6 protein-coding genes are annotated in these 4,499 nt (G+C 65.2%); 1 reads left to right on the top strand and 5 read right to left on the bottom strand.

Going from position 1 to position 4,499, the window contains the following annotated elements; genetic code table 11:
- The 4 genes from AC1DY5_RS43165 to AC1DY5_RS43150 all read right to left on the bottom strand — a co-directional run.
- The coding region (locus AC1DY5_RS43165) for an amidohydrolase (protein WP_478120558.1) at window positions 1-1,253 on the bottom strand (1,253 nt) is incomplete at its 3' end.
- Complete coding sequence (locus AC1DY5_RS43160) at window positions 1,231-1,530, bottom strand: XapX domain-containing protein (RefSeq protein ID WP_478120557.1); 300 nt, start codon at window positions 1,528-1,530, stop codon at window positions 1,231-1,233. The genes AC1DY5_RS43165 and AC1DY5_RS43160, both read right to left, overlap by 23 nt.
- Before the next feature lie 15 nt (window positions 1,531-1,545).
- Complete coding sequence (locus AC1DY5_RS43155; protein WP_478120556.1) at window positions 1,546-2,199, bottom strand: hydrolase; 654 nt, start codon at window positions 2,197-2,199, stop codon at window positions 1,546-1,548.
- Window positions 2,200-2,307: 108 nt separating this feature from the next.
- On the bottom strand, window positions 2,308-3,060 hold the full coding sequence (locus tag AC1DY5_RS43150) for an alpha/beta fold hydrolase (protein ID WP_478120555.1): 753 nt from the start codon (window positions 3,058-3,060) through the stop codon (window positions 2,308-2,310).
- 231 nt (window positions 3,061-3,291) lie between these two features.
- Here AC1DY5_RS43150 and AC1DY5_RS43145 point away from each other — a divergent pair, with 231 nt between their 5' ends.
- A complete protein-coding gene (locus AC1DY5_RS43145) occupies window positions 3,292-3,672 on the top strand; it encodes a hypothetical protein (protein WP_478120554.1) in 381 nt (126 codons plus the stop codon).
- Between the two features lie 92 nt (window positions 3,673-3,764).
- Here AC1DY5_RS43145 and AC1DY5_RS43140 read toward each other — a convergent pair.
- Window positions 3,765-4,499, bottom strand: a 735-nt coding sequence (locus AC1DY5_RS43140; RefSeq protein WP_478120553.1) for a magnesium and cobalt transport protein CorA, incomplete at its 5' end; no start/stop codon positions are given.

The following is a 4,499-nucleotide window of genomic DNA, read 5'->3' as shown; positions in this document are numbered from 1 at the left end:
GCGCCGTAGCGCTCGACGAAGTATTCGCCCTGGTAGGCCATCCGGTGCTGCACCGCAATGCCGCCGCCGAGCGCCGCGATGCGGTCGATCGACTGTTCCGAGATGGTCTCGCAGTGGTCGAAGAACCAGTTCAGCCCGGTCAGCGGCGTGTCGCGGTTCACCTTCTCGAAGACGTCGAGCGCACGCTCGATGGTCTCGTCGTAGGTGGCGTGCAGGCGCCACGGCCAGCGGTTCTGCACCAGCACCCGCACCACCTCCTCGAGATCGCCTTCCATCTCGGGCGGCATATCGGGACGCGGCTGGCGGAAGTCCTCGAAATCGGCGGCCGAGAACACCAGCATCTCGCCGGCGCCGTTGTGGCGGAAGTAGTCGTCGCCCTGCTTGTATTTCGAACTCGCGGTCCAGTTCAGGAAGTCCTGTTTCTCCTGCTTGGGCTTCTGCGTGAACAGGTTGTAGGCCAGCCGAATGGTCAGTTGGCCGGCGTCGGCCAGCTGTTGGATGACCTGGTAGTCCTCGGGGAAGTTCTGGAAGCCGCCGCCGGCATCGATGGCGCCCGTGACGCCGAGCCGGTTGAGCTCGCGCATGAAATGGCGCGTCGAGTTGAGCTGGTACTCGAAAGGCAGCTTCGGCCCCTTGGCCAGCGTCGCATACAGGATGCTCGCGTTCGGCTTGGCCAGCAGCAGGCCGGTCGGGTTGCCGGCGCTGTCGCGCACGATCTCGCCACCCGGCGGCGCCGGCGTCTCGCGCGTGTAGCCGACCGCGCGCAGGGCCGCGCCGTTGAGCAGGGCCCGGTCGTACAGGTGCAGCAGGAACACCGGCGTGTCGGGCGCCACTGCGTTCAGTTCTTCGATAGTCGGCAGCCGCTTCTCGGCGAACTGATGCTCGGTGAAGCCGCCCACCACGCGCACCCATTGCGGCGCCGGCGTGATCGCCACCTGGCGCCTGAGCATGCCCATCGCGTCGGCCAGGCTGCGCACGCCATCCCAGCGCAGCTCGAGGTTGAAGTTGAGGCCGCCGCGGATGATGTGCAAGTGATTGTCGATCAAGCCCGGCAGCACCGGCCGGCCCTGGAGATCGACCACGCGGGTGGCGGGGCCGGTCAGCGGCAGCACGTCCTCGTCGCGGCCGACACGGCTGAAGCGGCCGTCCATGATTGCGACCGCGCTGGCGACCGGGTTGGCGCGGTCGAGCGTGGTGATGCGCCCGTTGTGGAGGATCAGCGACGGCGACTCAGCCACGGCCCTGCTCCCCATTGGCGATGGCAGCGCCCGCAGTCGGCGGGAGCGCTTCCTTGGCGCACTCGGGCAGGCGCCCGAACATGTGCGGCTTGACCTGGTGCTTCAGCCAGGAGGTCGATGTCGGGCTGCGGTCGAGCAGGCGCTTGGCGAGCGGCGGCAGCTGCTCGCCGGCCAGGATGCCCAGCAGGCCGACCAGCGCGATGATCGGCGGCGCCGGCGAGCGCACGCTGAAGAGCGCATAGATGACGCCCACCAGCACGCCGAGCGCCAACGAAACGAGGTAGGGCTTCATGCGCGCGGCTCCGGTTCAGCCTTCGTGGGCGCCGAACATGGACTTGGCGTAGATGATGCCCAGGCCGTAGGCCCCGCCGAACTTCTTCGCGATGCCGGTGGTCATGTCGTAGGTGCCGGTGCGGGCCCAGTCGCGCTGCAATTCCAGCAGGTATTGCAGCGAAGTCATGGGCTGGGCACCGCCCTGCACCATGCGGTCCATCGCCCGGTTGTGGGCCTCGGCCGAGACGTCGCCGCAGGCATCGGCGATCACGAACACCTCGAAGCCCTGGTCGAGCGCCGACAGCGCCGGGCCGACGATGCAGACCCCGGTCCAGAGCCCGCACAGCACGATGCGCGACTTGCCGATCTCGTTGACCTTCTTGATCACGGCGGCGTCCTCCCATGTGTTCATGGAGGTGCGGTCGAGCATTGCCTGCTCGGGGAAAGCAGCCTTGATCTCGTCGAACATCGGGCCCGAGAAGCTTTTCTCGGCCACCGTCGTGAGGATGGTCGAGGCCCCGAAGCCGGCGGCCGAATGCGCCACCAGCGCCGCATTGTTGCGCAGCGCGACGGCGTCGATCGAGTGCGTCGCAAAGGCCATCTGCGACTGGAAGTCGATCATGATCAAGGTATGGTCGGTCGGCGTGAGCAGCTTGGCGCCCGGGGCGGGCTTGGCGGTGATTGGCATGGCGGGGGCCTTTCGGTGGAGGGAACAGTTCTTCTGCCGGAGGCTACGGTGCGCCGGCCCGGCTGGCTTGAACAATACGGCGGCATTTTTACCGTTTGTGCGCTGCGCTCATGTGAACGAGGCGACCCAGTCCCAAACCCGCTCGGGCGCCTCGACCATCACGTTGTGTGCCTGCGGTCCGAGGTCCCGGGCATCGGGATCGAGGGCACGGATCTGCTCCATCGTCACCAGCGCGTCATGACGGCCGCGGCCCAGATGGACAGGGCAGCGAGCCAGCGCCACCAGTTCGGACATCGGCGGCTTCCCAACGGCATTGGCGCGGGGATCCATCGCGAGACGCCATCCATCGGCGTCATGCTGGATCCCGCGCGCGACGACGGGTGTCGCCGCGTCGGCGATCCCGGCAAGGCCGGCGACCTTCAGATACCTTTGCCACGCCTCTTCTTCCGTGACGAAGCGCTTGGCCGGCTGGGATGCCAGCGACTCCATGCGGCGAAGTTCCTCGTCGGTCCACGCGACCTTGATGCCGGCCCCGAAGACCCGATGCGGCGCGACGCCGAACCAACCCGTCGCCAGGGCGAGGCCGATCACCCCGCCAAGCGAGTGCCCGAGAACCACGAGGCGGCCAGCGGGATCGATGTGCGGCAGCGCGGCCCGCCCGACGCTTGCGGCGCACTGACCGATGGCATAGGTGTCTTGTCGGCCGGATCGGCCGTGGCCGGGCAAGTCCAGGACGACCCAACGGCCCTTCCAGCGAACGCCAGCCTCGGCGCACAGGGGCGACCACACGGCCCCCGTCGCGCCCATCCCGTGCAGCATCAGGAGCAGGTCCGGGCCTTCGCCGCCTTGTTCCGTGTACATGTCCACTGCCTCCATCGAAGCTTCGATAGCGTAGACTACTCGACCACGCCGCTGATCGCTCTCGAGCGGATGTAGGCAGACCACCTGGCGCGGGAATTGATCCTCGTCAGGGTTCGAGCCGCTCTGAAGGGAAACACTGTTCGTCCACACAAGGTCACGCCACAGCGTTGACGGTGCGAACACATGGCAACCAGGTGATCGCGATTCGTCCATCCATCGTAAGAGTTCAAGATGATTTCATTGACGAAACACCACGCGATGGCCCTGACTGCGATCGACGCGAAGGCCCATCTGCTGGTGCCATTGCGTTTCCTCATCTGTTTCGCCGTGGTCGGTGCCACACAGCCAGCCATCGCTGATCAAGTGAATCGATGCAAGGATCCGAATGGTCGCATCTACATGACGGAGCGACCCTGCGGAGATCCCGCGACCGAGCGGCACAATCGGCGGCCGGCGCAAATCTCCGCCGATGAGGTCGACGCGAAGGAGATCTTCAATGCGAGATCAATCAGTCGCGACGGCCGGCCGCCAGCTTCACCTGACCTTATAGACAGCCGCGGCATTCCGCGTTTCGCTGATGAAGTTCCTCCCGGTGCAGTCTTTGACCGCTAAGCGGGGAGTTGATTGCCAATGCCGACCTTGCCGGCATCGGCTGCCGGACAACCTGGAACAGAGTGGACTCAACACCCCGGCAGAAGAGCGTGTCAGAGCCATCCCGCTCGACGAAACCTGTAGTACAAGTAGCCGCAAATGCCGACGATCAGCAACAAGGCGGCGGGATAGCCATAGGCCCACTTCAGCTCGGGCATCTGCTCGAAGTTCATGCCCCATATGCCGGCAAGCGCCGTGCACACAGCGAAGATGCTGGCCCAGGCGGCAAAGCGCTTGACCACCTCGCCGTCTTCGATGGTCACCATCGACAAGTTGACATGGATGGCTGTGCCGATTGAATCGAAGATCGCCTCGATGGTGTTGTTGATCCGGTTGAGGTGGTCGACGACGTCCCGGAAGTATTCCTGCGAGCCGATGCACAGCTGCGGCACACGGCCACCGTGCAGCTTGCCAGTTCCTTCGAGCAGCGGCGCGACAGCGTGCTTGACCGCCGTCAGTTTCTGCTTCAGTTCGTAGAGGCGCTCGATGCTTTCGCGCGCAGCGCCTTTGGTAAATATCCGTTGCTCGATAGCTTCGAGTTCCACCTCGAGTGCATCGATCACGGGAAAGTAGCGGTCGACCACCGAGTCCATGAGGGCATAGAGCACGAAGCCGGGACCCCTGCGGAGCAGTTCGGGCTCGCGCTCACACCGTTCCCGAACGTCCACGAATCCATGCTCGCTGCGATTTCGCACCGAAACGACGTAGTTTCGACCGACGAAGATATCGACCTCTCCGACGTGCAACGTCTTCTTTTCCGCTGGGTCGGACTCGAGCAGGTGAAGCAC

The organism is Variovorax sp. P4_D9 (assembly GCF_056401695.1).
The sequence above is the reverse complement of the archived record's forward strand: the minus strand, read 5'-3'. Positions and strand labels throughout refer to the sequence as shown.